Source organism: Janthinobacterium sp. (assembly GCF_009923995.1).
Taxonomy (GTDB): Bacteria; Pseudomonadota; Gammaproteobacteria; order Burkholderiales; family Burkholderiaceae_D; genus Janthinobacterium.
The window spans coordinates 1-19,861 of sequence record NZ_RFSK01000015.1 but is presented as its reverse complement, the minus strand read 5'-3'; the positions used below and the strand labels follow the sequence as shown (position 1 = coordinate 19,861).

At 63.2% G+C, this 19,861-nt stretch carries 20 protein-coding genes; 7 read left to right on the top strand and 13 right to left on the bottom strand.

Features of this window, described 5'->3' with window-relative positions; translation table 11 throughout:
• The first annotated feature begins 163 nt into the window (after positions 1 to 163).
• From mnmE to EBS11_RS10180, 3 genes are all read left to right on the top strand, one after another.
• Positions 164 to 1,543 (top strand): tRNA uridine-5-carboxymethylaminomethyl(34) synthesis GTPase MnmE, encoded by a 1,380-nt coding sequence (gene mnmE, locus EBS11_RS10190; protein ID WP_290602489.1) that lies wholly within the window; start codon positions 164 to 166, stop codon positions 1,541 to 1,543.
• A 9-nt stretch (positions 1,544 to 1,552) separates the two neighbouring features.
• Positions 1,553 to 1,858 (top strand): hypothetical protein, encoded by a 306-nt coding sequence (locus EBS11_RS10185; protein ID WP_290602488.1) that lies wholly within the window; start codon positions 1,553 to 1,555, stop codon positions 1,856 to 1,858.
• Between the two features lie 92 nt (positions 1,859 to 1,950).
• Positions 1,951 to 2,148 (top strand): hypothetical protein, encoded by a 198-nt coding sequence (locus EBS11_RS10180; RefSeq protein ID WP_290602486.1) that lies wholly within the window; start codon positions 1,951 to 1,953, stop codon positions 2,146 to 2,148.
• Positions 2,149 to 2,161: 13 nt separating this feature from the next.
• On the opposite strand, the gene EBS11_RS10175 is transcribed toward EBS11_RS10180, so the two are convergent.
• Both EBS11_RS10175 and EBS11_RS10170 read right to left on the bottom strand, forming a co-directional pair.
• On the bottom strand, positions 2,162 to 2,794 hold the full coding sequence (locus EBS11_RS10175) for an Hpt domain-containing protein (protein WP_290602484.1): 633 nt from the start codon (positions 2,792 to 2,794) through the stop codon (positions 2,162 to 2,164).
• 104 nt (positions 2,795 to 2,898) lie between these two features.
• Positions 2,899 to 3,852 carry a CAP domain-containing protein gene (locus EBS11_RS10170; RefSeq protein ID WP_365955182.1) on the bottom strand — a complete coding sequence of 318 codons (954 nt, stop codon included), beginning with the start codon at positions 3,850 to 3,852 and terminating at the stop codon, positions 2,899 to 2,901.
• 341 nt (positions 3,853 to 4,193) lie between these two features.
• Here EBS11_RS10170 and pssA point away from each other — a divergent pair, with 341 nt between their 5' ends.
• A complete protein-coding gene (pssA, locus tag EBS11_RS10165) occupies positions 4,194 to 4,979 on the top strand; it encodes a CDP-diacylglycerol--serine O-phosphatidyltransferase (RefSeq protein ID WP_290602587.1) in 786 nt (261 codons plus the stop codon).
• Between the two features lie 150 nt (positions 4,980 to 5,129).
• Here the strand turns inward: pssA and EBS11_RS10160 are convergent, their stop codons facing one another.
• A complete protein-coding gene (locus EBS11_RS10160; RefSeq protein WP_290602482.1) occupies positions 5,130 to 6,056 on the bottom strand; it encodes an aldo/keto reductase in 927 nt (308 codons plus the stop codon).
• 48 nt (positions 6,057 to 6,104) lie between these two features.
• The gene (locus tag EBS11_RS10155) at positions 6,105 to 6,668 is read right to left on the bottom strand and encodes a TetR/AcrR family transcriptional regulator (protein WP_290602481.1); all 564 of its coding nucleotides are present in this window, start codon (positions 6,666 to 6,668) and stop codon (positions 6,105 to 6,107) included.
• A gap of 225 nt (positions 6,669 to 6,893) precedes the next feature.
• Here EBS11_RS10155 and EBS11_RS10150 point away from each other — a divergent pair, with 225 nt between their 5' ends.
• The 3 genes from EBS11_RS10150 to EBS11_RS10140 are packed head-to-tail and all read left to right on the top strand — an operon-like array spanning position 6,894 to position 10,855.
• Positions 6,894 to 7,586 (top strand): gluconate 2-dehydrogenase subunit 3 family protein, encoded by a 693-nt coding sequence (locus tag EBS11_RS10150; RefSeq protein ID WP_290602479.1) that lies wholly within the window; start codon positions 6,894 to 6,896, stop codon positions 7,584 to 7,586.
• Between the two features lie 51 nt (positions 7,587 to 7,637).
• Positions 7,638 to 9,425 carry a GMC family oxidoreductase gene (locus EBS11_RS10145; protein WP_290602478.1) on the top strand — a complete coding sequence of 596 codons (1,788 nt, stop codon included), beginning with the start codon at positions 7,638 to 7,640 and terminating at the stop codon, positions 9,423 to 9,425.
• 14 nt (positions 9,426 to 9,439) lie between these two features.
• Positions 9,440 to 10,855, top strand: a complete 1,416-nt coding sequence (locus tag EBS11_RS10140) for a cytochrome c (RefSeq protein WP_290602477.1) — start codon at positions 9,440 to 9,442, stop codon at positions 10,853 to 10,855.
• Between the two features lie 83 nt (positions 10,856 to 10,938).
• Here EBS11_RS10140 and EBS11_RS10135 read toward each other — a convergent pair whose 3' ends face one another.
• From EBS11_RS10135 to EBS11_RS10095, 9 genes are all read right to left on the bottom strand, one after another.
• Positions 10,939 to 12,084 (bottom strand): D-alanyl-D-alanine carboxypeptidase family protein, encoded by a 1,146-nt coding sequence (locus EBS11_RS10135; RefSeq protein ID WP_290602469.1) that lies wholly within the window; start codon positions 12,082 to 12,084, stop codon positions 10,939 to 10,941.
• Positions 12,085 to 12,197: 113 nt separating this feature from the next.
• Positions 12,198 to 12,851, bottom strand: coding sequence for an alpha/beta hydrolase (locus EBS11_RS10130; RefSeq protein WP_290602466.1), 654 nt, complete (start codon positions 12,849 to 12,851; stop codon positions 12,198 to 12,200).
• A 35-nt stretch (positions 12,852 to 12,886) separates the two neighbouring features.
• Positions 12,887 to 13,204 carry a ferredoxin gene (locus tag EBS11_RS10125; RefSeq protein ID WP_034781335.1) on the bottom strand — a complete coding sequence of 106 codons (318 nt, stop codon included), beginning with the start codon at positions 13,202 to 13,204 and terminating at the stop codon, positions 12,887 to 12,889.
• 40 nt (positions 13,205 to 13,244) lie between these two features.
• Complete coding sequence (locus EBS11_RS10120) at positions 13,245 to 14,426, bottom strand: VanZ family protein (RefSeq protein WP_290602458.1); 1,182 nt, start codon at positions 14,424 to 14,426, stop codon at positions 13,245 to 13,247.
• Complete coding sequence (locus EBS11_RS10115; protein WP_290602452.1) at positions 14,423 to 15,037, bottom strand: ABC-type transport auxiliary lipoprotein family protein; 615 nt, start codon at positions 15,035 to 15,037, stop codon at positions 14,423 to 14,425. The genes EBS11_RS10120 and EBS11_RS10115 overlap by 4 nt, the downstream gene beginning before the upstream one ends.
• A 12-nt stretch (positions 15,038 to 15,049) precedes the next feature.
• Positions 15,050 to 16,009: an MlaD family protein gene (locus EBS11_RS10110; protein ID WP_290602450.1), complete on the bottom strand. Its 960-nt coding sequence runs from the start codon at positions 16,007 to 16,009 to the stop codon at positions 15,050 to 15,052.
• On the bottom strand, positions 16,009 to 16,908 hold the full coding sequence (locus EBS11_RS10105; protein WP_290602448.1) for an ATP-binding cassette domain-containing protein: 900 nt from the start codon (positions 16,906 to 16,908) through the stop codon (positions 16,009 to 16,011). Before EBS11_RS10105 ends, EBS11_RS10110 begins: the two co-directional genes overlap by 1 nt.
• Positions 16,908 to 18,041 (bottom strand): ABC transporter permease, encoded by a 1,134-nt coding sequence (locus tag EBS11_RS10100; protein WP_290602446.1) that lies wholly within the window; start codon positions 18,039 to 18,041, stop codon positions 16,908 to 16,910. Before EBS11_RS10100 ends, EBS11_RS10105 begins: the two co-directional genes overlap by 1 nt.
• A 57-nt stretch (positions 18,042 to 18,098) precedes the next feature.
• Positions 18,099 to 19,619, bottom strand: coding sequence for a radical SAM protein (locus EBS11_RS10095; RefSeq protein ID WP_290602445.1), 1,521 nt, complete (start codon positions 19,617 to 19,619; stop codon positions 18,099 to 18,101).
• Positions 19,620 to 19,861: the final 242 nt, after the last annotated feature.

The following is a 19,861-nucleotide window of genomic DNA, read 5'->3' as shown; positions in this document are numbered from 1 at the left end:
GCCTCGCGCGGGCTTTTTTTTGACATCGTACCCAGTGGCGCCGCTGTCAAAAAAAGTGGGTTTTGCCGGCTTCCCACTGAGCCGCCCCCTTCATGTGCGCCCGGTTTGTCGCTGACAATAGCGCGGCTCCCGCAGCCTTTCCCGAATAATCTACAATATCCCCATGAAACTTGACTCTTCCCCTATCGCCGCCATCGCCACCGCTCCCGGACGCGGCGGCATCGGCGTGGTCCGCGCCTCCGGCAAAAACCTCGCTCCCCTGATGACGGCCCTGTTCGGCGCGCAGGCGCTGAAACCGCGCCACGCCACCTATCTGCCGTTTACGGAAGCGGACGGCGCCATCATCGACCAGGGCATCGCCATCCACTTCAAGGGTCCCCATTCCTACACGGGCGAAGACGTGCTGGAATTGCAGGGCCATGGCGGCCCCGTCGTGCTGCAGCTGCTGCTGGCGCGCGTGCTCGAAGCGGGCAAGGACAGCGGCCTGCGCCTGGCCGAGCCGGGCGAATTCACGCGCCGCGCCTTCCTCAATGACAAGCTTGACCTGGCGCAAGCCGAAGCCGTGGCCGACCTGATCGATGCGTCCACGGAAGCGGCGGCCAAGTCCGCCTCGCAATCGCTGTCCGGCGCGTTCTCGAACACGATTCACGCGCTGGTGGAGCAGGTGACGGGCTTGCGCATGCTGGTCGAGGCGACCCTGGACTTCCCGGAAGAAGAAATCGACTTCCTGGAAAAATCGAATGCGCGCGGTCAATTGAAGGCCGTCATCGAAGCCTTGAATAAAGTGTTTGCCCAGGCGGCGCAGGGCGCGCTGCTGCGCGAAGGCTTGAATGTCGTGCTGGCGGGCCAGCCCAACGTGGGCAAGTCGTCGCTGCTGAACGCGCTGGCGGGCGCCGACGTGGCGATTGTGACGCCGATCGCCGGCACGACGCGCGACAAGGTCAGCGAAACCATCCAGATCGAGGGCATTCCGCTCAACATCATCGACACGGCCGGCATCCGCAGCGCGGGCGACACCATCGACGCCGTCGAGCGCATCGGCATCGAGCGCACCTGGGGCGAAATCGGCAAGGCGGACGTGATTTTGCACCTGCTCGATGCCGACCATGGCCCGACTCTGGCCGATGAAACCATCGTCGCCGCCTTCCCCGAAGGCGTGCCCGTGGTGCGCGTGTGGAACAAGATCGATCTGTCCGGCCACAAGCCCGGCGTCGATGCCTTGCCGGACGCCACCCACGTGTACCTGTCGGCGCACGAGCACATCGGCATCGACCTCTTGCGCGCGGAACTGTTGCGCATCGCCGGCTGGCAGCAGACGGGCGAGTCGCTGTACCTGGCGCGCGAACGCCATTTGATCGCGCTCAAGTCGGCCGGCAAGCACTTGAATATCGCGGCCGAGCACGCGGCGCAGGACGACCAGTCGCTGGACCTGTTCGCGGAAGAACTGCGGCTGGCGCAGGTGCAGCTGTCGAGCATCACGGGCGAGTTCTCGCCCGACGATCTGCTGGGCGTGATCTTCAGCCGTTTCTGCATCGGCAAGTAAGGGCGCAACGTGAAAATCCGCATCGCCGGCATATTGTGCTGCCTGCCCTTGCTGTGCCCGGCGCAGGAAAAGCTGCCGCGCGACGTGGCGCAGTTCATTGAGCAGGCGCAAATGTGCGAGCATTTTGCCGGCGAATGGGATGACAATGACAAGGCGCGCCAGCGCGAGATCACGCAAGCCGTCGAGCAATCGTGCGGCCTGGCGCAGCGGCAATGGAAGCGCCTGGCCGCCAGGTATGCGGGGCAGCCGCGCCTGCGGAAAATCATCGATGAGCAAGCCAATGACGCCGTGCGCAGCTACCAAAAGTCAAGCTAGCATTGACGCCGTTGAGAAATGTCATGGAGTCCAAACTGCGCTGACGTAATCTTGCTGAGCGGCCTCGAAGTGCCGCTAGGAAAGGAAGCGCCATGGACAGCAAACAGCCGGACGTCGTGGAATGCGAGGAGGTGCTGGCGCGGCCATTGCCCGCCATGCCGGAATTGATCGCCTCCCTGCCGCCCAAAGGTGCGTGTTGGTACTGTGACAAGCCGCTCGATGCCGTGCGCCGCTTTTGCGGCAAGACCTGCGGCATGGCGTATGCGGAAGAGACGCAGTACAACCCTTGAGTTCGCTAGCTAGCTAGCGGCGCCGCAGCAGCGCCGCCAGGGCGCCTTCGAAATCGAACTCGTGCGCGGCGGCCGCCACTTCGTGATACACGTTCACGCCCAGGCTGGCGGCCAGCAGGCTGGCCGAATTTTCCAGGATATCGATGGCGGCCCCGTCGCCTTCGCGCAGATGGCTGGCCAGGCGCGCCAGCAGCAGCTGGATGGCGGGCGCGGCCGGGTCCGGCGCCATGTCTTGCGCCGCCGTATGCGTGTCGTCCGGCGTGCCCAGCATGCTGCTGACGGCGCCGAGCAATTGATCCTGCGCCAGTTCCAGTTGCAGCATCTGCTGTGCCAGGTCCGGCGCCTGCGCGCGCAGCGCCGCTTCCAGGGTTTCCGACAGGCTATGCACGTGGCGCGCGCCGATCATGCCGGCCGCGCCCTTCAGGGTATGGGCTTTCAAACGCGCCGAACTGTAGTTGCCGGCATCGAACTCGCTGCGGATCTGGCACGGCGTGGTGCCGTGGTCGTGCAGGAAGCGGCGCAGGATTTTCAGGTACAGGGGGCGGTCGCCCATGATGCGGCCCAGTCCATTCTCGACGTCGAGAATGCGGACCATGTCGGAGGCCGCGACGGCAGCCTCATCATCGCAAGTGGCGTGTGGTTTCATCTTGCCTGCTGTGCAGTGAGCCGAAAACTTGTCAATGGCAGTGGAACCGCTATTTTACATCCAGTCGTCCTGAACACTGCGCCCGCTTGCCGTGGCGCTCCCGTCTAGCGCGTCGTGAACGACCAGCTGCGCGTGACGTCCGCGCCATTGACTTTGCCGATGAAACTCACGTCATAGACGGTATTCGCGCTCAAGGTGGCCAGCGGAATGATGGACGCGGCCGACACGGGGGTATGCTCGTCGTTGTCGCTCTTGAGCAGGCGCACCGTCAAGTCCGCGCCAGCGCCGCGCTGGCGCACGCTGAACGTCGTCACGCTGATGGGCGTGCCGTAATTGGCATGCACGCTGATGGGGTAGCCGACCACGTCCTGGTTCGGGACGGGGTCCGGTGACTCGTTATTGCTGGAAAAACTGGTGGCCACCTTCACTTGCCCGCTGAACGGGTAGACGACGAGCTGTCCTGCCGTCAAGCCGGGGCCAAGGCGGCTGTTGCCGGCCAGGTCGGTGGTGAAATAGGCGTAGCCGCTGGTGTTGACGGCCGCGCCGGCGCCGCCTTCCTTGAACAGCGGCTCGAAAATGACGAAGCGGTGGTAGATGGCCGTGATCAATTCCTCGGCCAGGTAGAAGCCGGACGTGTTCGCCGCGCCGGCGATGACTTCGCCCTGCAGCGAGGTGGCCACGTAGCCCGCCTTGGCCAGCCGGTCGCCCAGCTTCACGCCGGTAAAGCCGGGCTTGCCGACCACTTGTTCGTGCGCCACGGTATTGTTGCTGTTCAGGTAATTCGAATGGCCCAGGGCCGCGTTGTCGATCAGGCCATTGCGCACCAGCGGCGCCAGGCCGATCTGGCTGCGGCGGTAATTGAACCAGTTGAAACCATCCGTGGCGATGTCGTTGCTGAGGGCGGGGGCGCCCGGCTCCTGGGTCAGCTGGCCGGCCGGCGTCGAGGTATTGAGCGTCGTATTGCTGCCGTTATCGCCACCGCCGCCGCAAGCGCTCAGCAAGGCGGCAATCAGCAGGGCCGGGAGGGTGTGTTTCCAACGCAGTGACGAGGCAATCAAGCTGACTCCTGTATAAGTACACCTGCCAGCACCTGCCGCGCGTCGTCATTTTCGGTCGGCGAGGCGCACCGTACCCCTGGTACAGTTGCCCTTCTCGACCACGAGTGCCGTGCGCACGCGACGGTGTTGTTCAGGCGGTATCAATGTTGTGGGGGCCGCCGTGACACCCTGGAATCGATTCTAAGGCATTTTTATATGCCGTAGAGCATTAATGAAAAGATATGTCGCCTGCATGTGCGCCGACGGTGCCGCTGCCGCACAGGGTAGAATGAGCATAGTGCAGCGCAGGCCGCCGCGCTGGTTTTTTTCCCGTTACTTTGATTGCCGATAATTTGAACACATTGCCCAAGTCGCGCCTGCAGCGCGCCAAATACGCCTTGCCCAGCATGGTGACGTTGCTGTCGATTGCCTGCGGCTTTGCCAGCATCGTCATTTCCGTCGATAACGCCACGGTGGGCGACGCGGATGCCTACCGCCTGGCCGCGGCGCTGCTGGTCCTGGCCGGCGTGTTTGACGCGCTCGACGGCTATGTGGCCCGGCTGACGGGCACCAGCTCGCAGTTCGGCGTGCAGCTCGATTCCATCGCCGACGTGATGAATTTCGGCTGCGCCCCGGCGGTCTTGTTGTATTGCTATGGCTTTGTGCAGATGGGCGTACACGATCCCCTGCTGCTGCGCTTTGGCGGCATGGCCAGCTTCTTCTTTGTTGCCTGCGGCGCCATGCGTCTGGCGCGCTTCAATGTGAACGTGGGGCGCACCGATCCCCTGTATTTTGTCGGCATGCCGATCACGGCCGGTGCCGCCTGCGTGGCGGCCGTGGTGGTGGCCTGGCCGGCGCCCATCAATTCCATGCTGCACAGCTATCTGCTGATGCTGCTGCTGGTGGGCGTGGGTAGCCTGATGGTGTCGACCCTGCGTTTCCCCAGCTCCAAGCAAAAGAAAAGCCTGGCCGCGCTGCTGGTACTGATCGTGGCCATCGCCCTGCTGGTGTGGCTCAAGACGAGTTTCTTTGCCCTCTTCTTCGCCGTCTACATCGCCGCCACCCTGGCCCTGAACCTGGCCTGGCACCTGGGCTGGCGCGGCATTGCGCTACCGCAGGTATTCAACGACCCTGACGAGATCGACTAGAACGCCTAACAACCTACTGCGCGTCGCGATTTGCGGCCTGCGATGCTCACTGACTCGGCGTCCCCGTGCATTCGCACAGCTGCGCTTCTTTGGCCAACGGGGGCGCCGAGCCTCACTGCCGCTCGCTACGGTTGTTAGACCTTCTAAGTATTAAGCCACCTCGTGCCCGCGCGCGGCGCGCAGGATGGCGAACCAGTCGCTGCGGCTGAGCGAAAACTGCGTGCCTTCCACGGCCACGCCCACGGCTTCGATGCGGCCCGTGCCCGTCAGCGGCAGGGGGCGGCAAGGCAGTTGCATGATCCACGCAAATACCACGCTGGCAAACGGACGCTGCAGCTGGTCGGCGATCTGCTTGATGACATTGCGCAAATTCTCCACGTTCGCATCACCGCCCTGGAACAGGCGCCCGCCCGCCAGCGGCGACCAGATCATCGGCGCCACCCCCACGTCCTGCAAGCCGTCGAAGGTTTCGTCGAACAGGGGCGCCACGTGCAGCGGCGAAAATTCGACCTGGTTCGTCACGAGGGGGAAGCGCCGCTGCAGGCATTCGAACTGGTGGCGGCTGAAATTCGAGACGCCAAAGTGCAGCACCTTGCCCGACGCTTGTAACTGGGTAAACGCGCCGGCGATCTCGTCGAAATCCATCAGCGGGTCGGGACGGTGGATCAGCAGCAAGTCCAGGCGGTCCGTCTGCAACTGGCGCAAGCTGTGTTCCACGGAACTGGTGATGTGCGCCGCGCTCGTGTCGTAATGCTGGATGGCATGGCCCGGGCGGTGCGGCGAGAGCAGCTTGATGCCGCATTTGCTGACCAGCTCCATCTTGTCGCGCAAGCCCGGCTGCAGGGCCAGCGCTTCGCCGAACAGGCCTTCCGCGCTGTAATCGCCATAGATGTCGGCATGGTCGAAACTCGTCACGCCCAGCGCCAGGCATTGCTCGATGAAGGCCAGGCGCTGCTGCGCCGACATATTCCACTCGCCGATGCGCCACATGCCGGCCACGATGCGCGACAGTTCGGGACCGTTGCTGCTCAAACGGCTGCGCGGCGCTTGCAGGCTGGCGGGAAATACATGGCTCATGGGCTGGCTTTCAGATGGGGAAGGGATCATCGTTATGATTATATCCAGCTACAGCATGCTGCGTATGAAGCGGCAGCAGCGTTCCTGCAAGGCTTCGTCAAGCACGCCGCCCAGCTGCATCTGGTAGACGAGCGCCGATTGCAGCATGAAGGCGAACAGGCGCAGGTCGAGGTCGGCCCGCACGCCGATCTGCGTCAGGCGCTGCACCACGAGGGCGATCCATGGGGCGACGATCTGTTCGCGGAAACGCCGCTGCGCCGCCGGGTCGTCGTGGATCAGCACCAGCAGGTCGCAGGTGAAGCGGCCATCGGCGTTCAGGTTGTCGAAGATGCGCGCGCAGATCGCCTCGATTTCCTGGCCTTCCGGCATGTCGAGGGCACGCTGCAGCTTTTCCGCCGTGCGCTTGACGAGCGCGTCGAGCAGCATTTCTTCGCGGCGCGGCCAGCGCCGGTAAATCGTCTGGCGTCCCACGCCGGCCGCGTCGGCCACCATCTGTATCGTTACCGCTTCCAGTCCATGTTGCCGGACCAGCATGACGATCGCTTCCAGCACGGCATCTTCCACGCCCGCCTTGCGCGGGCGGCCACGCGCCGGCGCCTCTTTTTTAATCACGTTGAGCCTGTCTCTGAATGTTTCTTTTAATTATGGTACGATGCGCACCGTAAATGCAAAACAAGCGCTTGTCAATCATGTTGGTCAACTAACCAAGAGGCAGATAGATGAGCGCTGCGATACCCTGGCCTATCCCACGTGAAATCTGCACGCTCAGCGGCGCTTGCCCGCATTGCTCTTCCCCCATCCATCATTGTGGCGGCTCGTGCCGCCTGAGGAAAACCTATGAAAACCATCGGGATTTCGCCCCATCGGCGTAATTTCTTGCGCAAGGCCGTCGGCGCCGCGCCTGCCGTGGCCCTGCTGGCCGGTGCCGGCGGCGGACTGGCCATGGCCGTCTCCAAGGACCAGCCTGCCTACAAACCGCGCTTTTTCGACGCCACCGAATGGGCCACCTTGAGCGCGCTGGTCGACCGCCTGATCCCCGCCGATGGCGAAGGCCCGGGCGCGCTGGAAGCGGGCGCCCATGAATTCATCGATTTGCAGATGAACACGCCTTACGCCTACGGCGCCCTGTGGTACATGCAGGGACCGTTCGTGCCGTCGATCGAACAGTTCGGCTACCAGTTCCACATGGCGCCGCGCGAGCTGTACAGGAGCGCCCTGGCGGGCGTGAACGCGGCCGTGCATAAACAGTCGGGCAAGCCTTTCGTGCAGCTGGCCGCGGCCGAGCGCGACGCCGTCATCACGCAATTGCAGAAGGGCAGCCTGGACATCGGCGAAGTGCCCTCGAAGACCTTCTTCAACCAGCTGCTGCAGAACACGCGCGAAGGCTATTTCTGCGACCCCGTGCACGGCGGTAACAAGGACATGCTGGCCTGGAAGATGGTCGGATTCCCTGGCGCGCGCGCCGACTACATGGACTGGGTCGAGCAGTACGGCAAGAAATACCCATTGCCGCCCGTCTCCATCGCCTAAGCCTGTCATCGCATTGTTGTTGTACTAGATCAAAGAAAAAGAAAAACCATCATGAGTGATATCACACCAGATTTGAAAATGAAGCCTGTCGATGCCGTCATTGTCGGCTTCGGCTGGACCGGCGCCATCATGGCCAAGGAATTGACGGAAGCGGGCCTGAACGTGGTCGCGCTGGAACGCGGCGAGTACCGCGACACCTATCCCGACGGCGCCTATCCGAAGACCCTCGACGAGCTGACCTACATCCAGCGCACCAAGCTGTTTCAGGACATGTCGAAGAGCACGTTCACCTTCCGCCACAGCATCACGGGCGTGGCCGTGCCCTACCGCCAGATCGGCGCCTTCAAGCCGGGCACGGGCGTGGGCGGGGCGGGCCTGCACTGGTCGGGCATGCACTGGCGCGTCCTGCCGGAAGAACTGCAGATCCGCAGCCACTACGAACGCCGCTATGGCAAGAAATTCATCCCCGAAGGCATGACGATCCAGGACTTTGGCGTGACCTACGCCGAGCTGGAGCCGCACTTCGATTTCGTCGAGAAAGTCTTCGGCACCTCGGGCCAGGCCTACAAGGTCAACGGCATCGTCGTCGGCGACGGCAATGTGTTCGAGGGCGACCGCTCCGACAATTACGCGCTGGCGCCGCAGAAAGTGCCGTACACGGCGGAACTGTTCCGCCGCGCGGCCAAATCCGTCGGCTACCACCCCTTCGTCAACGCCTCGTCGAACGCCTCCGGCCCGTACACGAACCCGTACGGTTGCCAGATGGGACCGTGCAACTTCTGCGGTTTCTGCTCCGGCTACGCCTGCTACAACTATTCCAAGGCTTCGCCCAACGTCAACATCATGCCGGCCCTGCGCATGGTGGCCAACTTCGAGCTGCGCGCCAACTGCAACGTCGTGCGCATCAACCTCGACGGCAGCAAGAAGCGCGCGACGGGCGTGACCTACATCAATGCGGATGGCAAGGCCGTCGAGCAGCCGGCCGAGCTGGTCATCGCCAGCGCCTTTGCCTACAACAACGCGCACCTGTTCCTGCTGTCGGGCATCGGCAAGCCGTACGATCCCGTCAGCAACGAGGGCGTGGTGGGACGCAACATCGCCTACCAGATGATGTCCACCATCCAGACCTTCTTCAAGGAAGACACGAATACGAACCCCTTCATCGGCGCCGGCGGCACCGGCGTCGCGCTCGATGACTGGAATGGCGACAATTTCGACCATGGCCCGCTGGGTTTTGTCGGCGGCTCGCCCGCCTGGTGCAACCCGGCCGGCTCGAAACCGATCTCCGGCATCGCCACGCCGGACGGCACGCCCGCCTGGGGTTCTGCCTGGAAAAAGGCCGTCAAGAAGAGCTACCTGAACACGGTGTCTTTCGATTGCCACGGCGCCAACATGACCTACCGTGACTGCTACGTCGACCTCGACCCGACCTACACGGACAAGTTTGGCCAGCAATTGCTGCGCTTTACCTTCGACTGGAAGGAAAACGACATCAAGATGAGCCGTTTCGTCACGGACAAGATGATGAAGGTGGCCGAAGCCATGAATCCGGAAGCGATCAAGGTGTCCGTCAAGAGCGTGGGCGACCACCTGGACTTGCGCAACTACCAGACCACCCACTGGGCGGGCGGCACGGCCATGGGCGCGGACCGCAAGACCAGCGTCGTCAACCGCTACCTGCAGAGCTGGGACGTGCACAATGTGTTTGCCGTCGGTTCCAGCGTGTTCCCGGTCGGCATCGGCTACAACCCGACGGGCCTGGCCTGCGCGCTGACCTACTGGTCGGCCAAGGCCATCCGCGAGCAATACCTGCAAGATCCCCGTCCCCTGGTCGCTTGATAAAGAACAAGAAGATGAACAACACATTCACCACTACCGTGGGCGCGCTGCTGCTGGCGCTCGCCTCCAGTACTCCCAGCATCGCCTGGTCCGCCGGCGCGGTTGCTCCCGCCAGCGCCACCACCCCGAACGCCCAGCTGATACGCCAGGGCGAATACCTGGCACGCGCCGGCGACTGCATCGCCTGCCATACGGCCGGCACCAAGGGCAAGCCGTTCGCGGGCGGCCTGGGCATGGAAACGCCGATCGGCAAGGTGTATTCCACCAACATCACGCCCGATAAAAAAGCCGGCATCGGCGACTGGAGCTTTGCCGATTTCGACAAGCTGATGCGCACCGGCGTGACCAAGCACGGCTACACCGTGTATCCGGCCATGCCCTATCCCTCGTACTCGCGCCTGAGCGAGGCGGACATGCAGGCCCTGTACGCCTACTTCATGCATGGCGTGAAGGCGGAGCCGACGCCGAACAAGGCGGCCGACATTCCCTGGCCCCTGTCGATGCGTTTTCCGCTGACCATCTGGCGCTGGGCCTTCGCCCCCACGCCGCAGCCGTACAAGGTGCCGGCCACGGGCGATGCGCAACTGCTGCGCGGCGCCTACCTGGTGCAGGGCCTGGGCCACTGCGGCGCCTGCCACACGGCGCGCGGCGTGGGCATGCAGGAAAAATCGCTGACGGACGCGGGCAACACCACCTTCCTGGCCGGCGGCGGCGTGATCGACGGCTGGTCCGTGCCATCGCTGCGCAATGAACATGGCGGCGGACTGGCGCGCTGGAGCGCGGCGGAGATCGTCGAATTCCTGAAGACGGGCCGCAACAGCCATACGGCGTCGTTCGGCGCCATGAACGATGTGGTGGCCCATTCCATGCAGCACATGACGGATGGCGACCTGGCGGCGATGGCGAAGTACTTGAAGTCCCTGCCGCCATCGAACCCGGCCACGCCCGCCTTCGTGGCGGACGACAAGCTGGGCAAGCAATTGTTCAGCGGCATCGTCAATTCCACGGGTGCCCAGCTCTACCTGGACCGCTGCGCCGGCTGCCACCGTTCCGACGGCAAGGGCTACGACAAGGCGTTCCCTGCGCTGGCCGGCAACGCCGTGCTGCAGACGAACGACCCTACGTCGGCCATCAACATCGTGCTGTCGGGCGGCGCCGTGCCGGCCACGCGCACGGCGCCGTCGGCGCTGACGATGGCACCGTATGCCGACATCTTCACCGATGAGCAGACTGCGCAGGTGGTGACCTTCATCCAGACCAGCTGGGGCAACCGCGGCACGCCTGTGACGGCGGCGCAGGTGGCCAAGGTGCGCAAGCTGTCCGTGCCGGTGGAGCCATCTCAGACGGAAGCGACGTTTGCCGCCGGCCGCCACGGCACCTTCCCGCCCGTGCCGCGCGCACCGCACCTGAAGGATGCGCCGCTGAAGTAAGTTGACGTAGCGCAAGGCCAAAAAAAAATGCCCGCAGCATCTGCGGGCATTTTTTATGGGGAACGTATGGGAACGTCAGGGACTTATTTCATCCACAGACGCATCGAATCCCAGGCGCGGCCAAAGATGGTTGCCTGGTTGATCGGCTCCAGGGCCACGACGGGCAGTTCCAGCAGGACCTTGTCGTCCACCATCATTTTCAGCTTGCCGACCGGGGCGTTCTCAGCCAGTGGCGCGACCAGCGGGTCCTTGCGTTCCAGCACCGGCTTCATCTTCGCCGCCGTGCCTTTCGGGACGGTGACGAGCACGTCGCGGGCGAAACCGATTTTCACGGTGCCTTTCGAGCCTTTCCACACTTCCGGCGTGGCCACGGCCTGGCCCTTCGAGTACAGCTTGACCGTATCGAAGTTCTGGAAGCCCCAGTTCAGCAGCTTCTGGCTTTCCTGCGTGCGCGACTGGTCGGACGTGGTGCCCAGCACCACGGAGATCAGGCGGCGCTCACCCGTGCCGCCCGGACGGCGTGCCGAGGCGATCATGCAATAGCCGGCCGCTTCCGTGTGGCCCGTCTTCATGCCATCCACGGTGGGGTCCAGCCACAGCAGGCGGTTGCGGTTAGGCTGGGTAATCTTGTTGTAAGTGAAACTCTTGATGGAATCGATCTTGTAGAATTCCGGGTAGTCGGCGATCACGCGCTGGGCCAGCACGGACAGGTCTTGCGCCGTGGAATAGTTTTCCGGGCTAGGCAAGCCATGCGGATTGGCAAAACGGGTGTTTTTCAAGCCCATGCGCTGGGCTTCGCGGTTCATCAGCACGACGAACGTGCCTTCGTCGCCGGCAACGGCTTCGGCCAGCGCCACGGCGGCATCGTTACCCGACTGAATCATCAGGCCGTGCAGCAAGTCGTCGATCGACACGGGCGTGGCCGGGTCGATGAACATCTTCGAGCTGCTCGAATCGACTTTCCATGCGCGCACGGACACGTTCACTTTCTGGTCCAGCGCCAGTTTCTTTTCGCGGATGGCGGCAAACGTCAGGTAGGCCGTCATGATCTTGGTCAGCGATGCCGGCTCGATGCGGGCGTCCGGATCTTGCGAAGCAATGATCTGGCCACTGGTGGCGTCGAGCAGCAGCCAGGACTTGGCGGCGATGGTCGGCGCGGGAACGGTTTGCGCGAAGGCGGCGGATAGGAAAAATACACTGGAGGCCAGTGCCGCTAAAAGTTTTTTCATGGAGGCTGGTCTGCGAAAAAGATGAAGGCTGAGGGCCATGTTGTTGCTACTGACATGGCCGCGTGGAAAAAACGGATCAATTATAGCCGTGCAGGCGGTAGTAAGCCCACACTTCAATGATCATCTGCTGATATTGCGGGTTTGTCACCATGCCACAAGGCAATCACGAGGTTCTTGATGTGATTGAGCTTGCGGTGGAAAAAGTGGTCGGCGCCGGGGATCACGATCACGGGGATGTCCTGCGGACGGGCCCAGTCGAAGACGGCGGACAGGGGAATCGTGTCGTCCAGTTCGCCGTGGATCAAGATCGTGTCGGCCGGGATGTCGGCCATGGCCCACTTGCCGGCCGCGCTGCCGATCAGCGCCAGGCGCTCGACGGGCGTGCCGGCGGCGGCCAGGCGTTCCTGCAGCTTCGATTGCACGAAGGTGCCGAAGGAGAAGCCGGACAGGGCCACGGGCAAGCCCGGGTACAGGCCGCGCATGTGTTCGTACAGCAATTGCATGTCGTCCGTTTCGCCCACGCCATGGTCATGCACGCCTTCCGAGGCGCCGACGCCGCGGAAGTTGATGCGCGCCACCACGTAGCCGAGGGCGACAAAGGCGCGCGCCAGGGTTTGCGTGACCTTGTTGTCCATCGTGCCGCCGTACAGCGGGTGCGGATGGGCAACGAGGGCGATGCCGCGCGGGGTGTCTGCCGGGAAATCGAGCAAGCCTTCCATGCTGCCCGCATGGCCGGCGAGGGTAAATTTTTCCGAGTTTCTGTTCATGATGCTCATACTGGTGGCATTCTCTTAAATTGGCATTAAATCTTCAGGCGTTCGACGATCTTGCCGCCCACCAGGTGCGTATCGATGATTTCATCGATATCGCTGGTGTCGACGTAGGTGTACCAGGTCGCTTCCGGGTAGATCACCAGCAGCGGGCCTTCCTCGCAGCGGTCCATGCAGCCGGCCTGGTTGATGCGGATCTTGCCCGCGCCATTCATGTCCAGCTCCTTGATGCGGCGCTTGCAATGCTTTTGCGCTGCTTCCGCGCCATGGTCGCCGCAGCTGTTGCGGCCGTCTTCACGTTTGTTCATGCAGAAAAAAACGTGGCGTTCAAAATACGGTGCGTCGCTCATACTATGCTCCTGCTGATTCATCAATGCGCCATGATAGCGCTTATGGGTGGTCTTCGCGACGCTGGCGCTGCACGTCGTCCTGCCGGTTCAGGCGGTGCGAGGGCAGGCACAGGAACCACAGGGCCATGAAAGGCCACAGCAGGGCCAGGAATTGCGCCGCGCCATTAAAGTTCAGGAACTTGCCCTGTACCCAGCCTTGCAAGGTTGACATGAAATACGGGTTGATCGGCGTCGTATTCACCATCACCAGGCTCAGCAGCAAGGTGGCGGCCGCGATGCGGCGCTGCGCCACGTGGGGCGCGAACGCCAGGCCGCCCAGCATGATCAGGCCGATCAGGAAGCCGCCCTGGGCGCCCGGGGTGATCCAGACGAAGGCGTTTTGCGGGGAAAACAGCAGCGCGCTGGCCATGGAGCGCACGATCAGGGCGGCGGCGATCAGCGTCAGCATCAAAATGGCGCGCGGCGCGGCGCGGCGCAGCAGGCACAGCAAGGTGAGCACGGCACCCGTCATGCCGCAGGCCGTGATGATGGTTTCTGATAGCCAATATTGCTCGACTGTCAATATCGTGTCGGGGCGCAGGTAGGATGCCAGGTCGATTTCCATGCCCATCAGGCTGGACAGCCAGTCCGACAGGATGGGCAGCAGCTGGCCCAGGCCGAACAGATAGCCTTGCGGATAGATCTGTGCCAGTGGCCACAGGGCCACCAGCACCAGGCCCTGGCTCGCATGCTGGGCAAACCAGCGCTGGCGCAGGCGCAGCAAGTGGCTGTGGTCGAGCAGCTTGCGCGCCGTCAAGGCGCCGATGATGGAACCGATGCAGCAGCCGGCCGAATTCGTATAGAAGTCGAGATTCGAGGAAACGCGGCTGGGCAGATAGGTTTGCACGGCTTCCATGCTGCCGGAAATGAACACGCCGCACAGGGTGGCGATGACGATGGCCAGGAAACCTGTGACCCTGGGAAACAGCGAATACACGATCAGCGCGCCCAGCGGGATGTAGCCGACGACGTTGACGCCCACGTCAAAGCCCGTCCAGTAGCGGGGCATGCGCGTGTTTTCCAGGAAGGTCAGCGGCGACAGGCCATTGCTGTGCCAGCCCGTGAACGGAAACCAGCTGGCGTACACGATCAGGAAGACGTAGGCGAGCAGGGTCGCGCGCGAGACGGGCGACGAGCGTGCGGGCGGCGGCGCCGGACTGGCGGGGGAAGCTGGTGCCGTCATTCTTTCGGGATGGTCAGCGTGCCCAGCCAGGTGAGCAGGTCGGCGGCGATGGCGTCCGAGGCGGCGGCCAGCGCCTGTGCGCCCCCTTGCGCGTCGGCGCTGCCGGCCGGTCCGCTGCGGCTGAAGGTTTTCTGGTCGATCAGGCGGTGGCCGCGGAACAGCGAGGCGCGCAGCGAGACGTGGCCGCTGCTTTGCGTCTGCGTATCGAAGTTTTGCGAAAAATCATCGACGTCGATGCGCAGCAGGGGAATGCCGGCGGCCGCGTCCGTGGTCGACAGCACTTTCACGCCGCTTTGCGCCGCGCGCGTTTTCAGGCGCTGGCTCAACAGTTGCAGCGGCGGCGTGTTCCAGCGGTTGTAGGCATAGGGCCGCGACTGCTGCGCATCGGCGTACAGCAGCCGGTAATACATGCGCTGGCTATCCAGCCAGGAAGGGCCGTTGGCCTCGGCGATGACCAGCATGGGCACGGCAGGCGCGGCCGGCTGTGCGGCAGCCTGCGGCGTCACGGGGCCGAAATCGTAAAACGTGGGCAGGGGACCGCGGCTGGCGCAGCCGCCCAGCAGGAAAGCGCCGGCCAGGGCCAGCAGGGTGACGTTGCGTGGAAGTTGCATGGTGCGTTCTCCTTATTTGCCCGGCGCCGAAAAACCGGGCTCGCCCGGGCCGGGCGGAATGTCTGGGGCGCCGAACAGGATGCTCTGCGGCTGTTCATTGAGCGTGCTCATGGTGGTTTTCAGGGCGCGCATCGAGGAACGCGCCTCGCCGCTCAGTTCTATGACTTGCGGCAAGACTTCCAGCGACACGCCATTGGCCACCGTTTCCACCGAGCTGCCGACCTTGTCGACGGTGCCATTGACCTTGTCGAGCACGCCGCCGGGCGCCTGGATGTCGTTGCCCAGTTTTTTCCACGTGGCCGTCAGGTCCGACACGTTCTTGCTGGCCGTGCTGACGGCCGTCAAGGTTTGCCGCGTCTGTTCCGTCAGTTGCGGCAATTGCGTCAGGGTCGGCTCCAGCTGCTGCGGAATGGCGCCGAAGGCCTTGGCCGCCTTGCCCACTTCATTGAAGGCGCCCAGCATGGCCGCCTGGTTTTCCGGGCTCAGCAGGTTATTCACCTTGTTGGTGATCTGCTCGGCCTGGTCGAGGATGCGCTTGCCGCGCTTTTCCAGCTGGTCCAGCAAGCCCGCGCGCAGGGGAATCAGCGAAGGCTTGTCCTTGCTGGTGCCCAGCAGCTTCGAGCCCACATGCTCGTCGTCGAGCTGGATGTAGGCGATGCCCGTCACGCCCTGGTAGCCCAGGGTGGCAAAGGTGGTGTTGGTGACGGGGGTATCGGGCGCCACGCTGATGTGCACGAGGATCTGTCCCGCCTTTTGCGTGTCGAAATCGATGGCGTCGACCTTGCCCACTTCCAGGCCACGGTAGCGCACGGTCGCCTGCGGATTGAGGCCCGGCACGGACAGGGTGGTGGCGAGCAGGTACGGGACTCTTTCCACGCGGTCGCGGTTGAACCAGACGCCGAACAGAATGGCGGCCACCAGCAAAGTGAGTGTAAAAAATCCCGTCATCAGGGCGTGTGATCTGTTTTCCATTACTTCTCCGCTTTCTTGTCTGTGCCGGCGTCGTCGCCTGGCTGCGCCGCCTTGCCGTCTGCCGCCTGTTTTTCATCGAGGACGGCCAGCGCGCGCTTGCCGCGGTCGCCGAGGAAAAATTGCTTGATGAACGGGTGGTCGACTTCGATTACCTCGCGCGTGGGGCCGATGGCGATCACGTGTTTTGCCGCCAGCACGGCGATGCGCGTGGACAGGGCAAACAGGGTGTCGAGGTCATGCGTGACCATCACCACCGTCAAGCCCAGCTCGCGGTGCAGCGACTGGATCAGGGAGACGAAACTTTCCGACAAGTCCGGGTCCAGGCCCGCCGTCGGTTCGTCGAGGAACAGCAGCTTCGGTTCCAGCGCCAGGGCGCGCGCCAGGGCCACGCGCTTGATCATGCCGCCCGACAGGTCCGACGGCATTTTCAGCGCATGTTCCGGCCCCAGTCCCACCATGTTCATCTTTAATAGTACCGCGTCGCGTATCAGCGCCTCGGGCAGCACGCGCAATTCGCGCATGGGCTGGGCCACGTTGTCGAACACGGTCAGCGCCGAATACAGGGCGCCTTGCTGGAACAGCATGCCCCAGTGGTTGCGCAATTGCTGCAGCTGGTCGGAACTGGCCTGGTTGATATCCTCGCCAAAGACTTTGACGCAGCCGCGGGCCGGGTGTTCCAGGCCCAGCATCTGGCGCAGCAGCACGGTCTTGCCCGTGCCGGAGCCGCCCACGATGGAGAGAATCTCGCCCCGCTCGATTTCCAGGTTCAAGTCCTGGTGCACGACGGTGCGGCCGAACTTGGTCCACAGGTTGGTGATTTCCACCACGGACGCGCTGCCATGCAGGTTGAACTGGCCTTCCTTGCCCGTGCCGCAAGCGATATTGGTGTCGTCCGCCATCAGTAGCCCACTCCATTGAAGACGATGGCGAACACGGCGTCGGCCAGGATCACCACGGTGATGGCCGTGACGACGGCGGTGGTGGTGCCGCGCCCCAGGCTTTCCGTATTGGCCTTGATGCGCAGGCCGAAGTGGCAGGAGACGAGGGCGATCAGCATGCCGAAGATGGCGCCCTTGCCCAGGCCGATCATGTAGTTGGCCAGCGGCACGGCGTCGGGCAGCTTCTGGATGAAGTAACGCGCCGACAGATTCAGTTCCACCTTGGCCGCTACCATGCCGCCGATCAAGGCGGCCGTATCCGTCCAGATGACGAGCAGGGGCATGGAAATGGCCAGGGCCAGCACTTTCGGCATGATCAGGCGAAAGCCGTGCGAAATGCCCATCACCAGCATGGCGTCGAGCTCTTCCGTGACGCGCATGACGCCCAGCTGCGCCGTGATGGACGAGCCGGAGCGGCCCGCCACGAGGATGGCGGCCAGGAGCGGCCCCAGTTCGCGGATGATGCTCATGCCCAGCAGGTTGACCAGATAAATGTCGCCGCCAAAGGCGCGCAGCTGCTGCGCGGACAGATAGGACAGCACGACGCCGATCAGAAAGCCGACGAGGGCCGTGATGCCCAGCGCCTGGAAGCCCGCATGGAAGATGTTGGCGGAAATTTCACGCCACGGCCCGCGCATGGGGTGGCGCGCGAAGCGGCCGATATCCTGCGTCACCTGGCCCACGAGGGCGATAAAGCCCTTCAAGTGTTCGAAAAACAGCAGGATGGCCATGCCCAGCTTCATCACGGGCGTGAGGCGGTTGGCGCGCGAGGGCGGCGTTTCCAGCGGACCCGTCTCTTCGATGCGCCGGAAAAACTCTTCCAGCGACGGCGCCAGGGTCAGCTGCGCGGGGCGCCGCTTGCCCCAGGCATTCCAGAACAGCTGGGCGCCGATATGGTCCATGCTGTCGATCTGCGACAGGTCCCAGTGGGTGTTGGCGTCGCCCTGCAGGGGCTTGAGCTGGGCGTCGATGGCCTTGATGGCGTTGTCATGCGCCAGCGCGTGCACCTGCCAGGTGCCGCTGGCAGTGACGACGGCTCCCTGTTGGGAGCTGGTCTGGGAGAGGGTCAGTTTCGGCGATTGTACAGTCGGCATCGTGCCAGTTTAAGGGAGAATGGCGCAGACCGCCACCGCTGTTCGATCGCCGGCCTGTCAGGATGCCAGGTGGCGCGCCTGCCGCTGCGGCAGGGCGATGTCCGGGCGTGCCTTGGTGATGCCCGCGTCCGTTTCGGCCGGCTTGGCGTGCGCGGCCGCTTGCGCGCCGCCCGCATAGTCGCTGGCGACGAGGGCGTTGGCTTCCGCCGCGCTCATGCCGCGCGTCTGCAGCCATTGCGCCACCAGCTTGGCCAGGCGCTCCATGGCGATGCGGTGCGTGGCGTCCGTGTGCGCGTACAGCCAGTTCGAAAAGTCCATGAAATTTTCAAATGGCGCATCGCCCAGCATCCATTGCACCGTATTGGCGAAGCGGCCCGAATTGGCCACCAGATCCCAGTAGCGGGCGAAGCGCACGAGGCGCTGCATGCTCATGAAATCGAGCTGCTTATTGGCCAGGATGGTGTAGGGCGGGTGCGGGTCGAACACCATGCCGAAATTCTCCGTGTGGCGGATGATGGGCGTGCCGCGCAGCCGTTTTAATATGCCGAACTGGATTTCATGCGGTTTCAGGGCCACCAGCTTGTTGAAGCCGGCAGCAAAGCTCGCTTCATCCTCGCCCGGCAAGCCGGCGATCAAGTCCACGTGCAAGTGGGCGTTCGATTCCTCGCACAGCCAGCGGATGTTATCTGCTGCCTTTTGATTGTCCTGCTTGCGGCTGACCAGCGATTGTACGTCCGGATTGAAACTCTGGATGCCGATCTCGAACTGCAGCGCGCCGGGCGGGAACTTGCTGATGCCTTCTTTCAAGGCGTCCGGCAGATGGTCGGGTACCAGTTCGAAGTGGGCGTAGATGGGATCGTTGGGATTGGCCTCGATCATGTCCAGGAAGAACTGCATGATCTTCAGGCTGGTCTTGATGTTCAGATTGAAGGTGCGGTCGACGAACTTGAACAGGCGGGCGCCGCGCGCATGCAAGGATTCCATTTCTGCCAGGAAATTTTCCAGGGCAAAGGGCCATGCCGTCTTGTCCAGCGCGGACAGGCAGAATTCGCACTTGAACGGGCAGCCACGCGACGCTTCCACGTAGATCGTGCGGTGGCGGATATCGTCGTCCGTATATAAAGAGTAGGGCAGCTGCAGTTCCGCCAGCGGCGCCTGCACGCCTGCGTGGATCTTCATCAGCGGCTTGGGGCCATGGAGGATCTCGCCGCACAGCTTGGGGAAGGTGACGTCGCCCCAGCCCGTGATCAGGTAATCGGCCAGCTTGACGATCTCCTGCTCGCCCGCCTCATGCGACACTTCCGGCCCGCCCAGCACGATGACGACCTCAGGCGCCACGCGCTTGAGCATGGCCACCAGTTTCGTTGTTTCCTCGACGTTCCATATATACACGCCGAAACCGATGATGCGCGGCTTGTTGATCAGGATGCGTTCGACCAGCTCCGTGGTCTTGGTGCCGATGACGAATTCCTGCAGCCGTGTCTGTGCCTGCAGCGGCCCCATGTTGGCCAGCAGGTAGCGCAAGCCCAGCGAAGCGTGGGTATAGCGGGCGTTCAGGGTGGAGAGCAGGATGGTCATGACGGCAGGGATCGAGGAAAAACAGCCATTTTACGCTGCACGCGAAGATTTCTCTGGATAAAGCTTGCTTCCTGGCCAGGACTTGGCTATAGTTCGCCTCCCCAATGAGACGCACTAGTTTGCGGCACAAAAGGGACGTAGTAAAAAAGAAGGTTGACGGATTTAGCGAAATGCTTCATACTCTTCCTTCTTCGCAGCTGACAAACACAACGCTTTGTCGATAGCGCGAAAGCAGTACCGAA